1 protein-coding gene is annotated in these 815 nt (G+C 49.2%); it reads left to right on the top strand.

Annotated elements, in window-relative coordinates; genetic code table 11:
- Positions 1-815 (top strand): serine dehydratase subunit alpha family protein (locus R8N49_RS26270; protein WP_318190341.1); only part of this gene is annotated, 815 nt, incomplete at both ends.

Here is an 815-nt window from a genome sequence, read left to right as displayed (position 1 = left end):
GTTGTGAAACCTGCATTAGGATGTACAGAACCCATTGCTGCTGCGTACGCGGCAGCAGTTGCTAGAAAAGAGTTGGGCACATCCGATATTGATGCGATAGAGGTGCGTGTTTCAGACAACCTATTTAAAAACTCGATGGGTGTTTTCGTACCCGGAACGGGAAAGATAGGCCTCAAAATTGCCGCCTCAGTTGGTGCATTAGCCGGTGACCCAACAGCAGAACTGGAAGTGTTGGCTCGGATTAATGAGCAGGATGTCGCTGCTGCGCAACAATTGATAGATGAAGAGCGGGTAACTGTAGCGCGCATGGATACGCAAGAATTCATTTATTGCAGCGTAACGCTCACTTCTGGTGACGATGTTGTTTCGGTCACGATCAGTGGCGGTCACACCAACATTATCCAGATCATGCGCAATGGCGACGTGATTTTTGATGCTCCACCGCAGCAACGCGTTGCAACCGCTTCTGTTTGTGAAGGTGTGGATATTTCGATCAAACAAATCTATGAGTTTTCCACTCAAGCGCCTTTTGAAGAGATCAAATTCATTCTCCAAGCTGCAGAGCTCAATACCTTGCTGGCTCAAGAAGGTATCGACCGAGGTTACGGCCTAGAAATTGGACGCACGCTAAAAGGCAACATCGAGCAAGGCTTATTGGGCAACGACTTAATGAGTCGTATACAGATGATGACATCCGCGGCGTCTGATGCTCGCATGGGAGGGGCGACGTTGCCAGCCATGAGCAATTTCGGCAGTGGGAACCAAGGTATTGCCGCGACAATGCCAGTTGTAGTTGCGGCAGAAGTATTCCAAAA

Source organism: Vibrio sp. 1978, assembly GCF_033344345.1.
The sequence above is the reverse complement of the archived record's forward strand: the minus strand, read 5'-3'. Positions and strand labels throughout refer to the sequence as shown.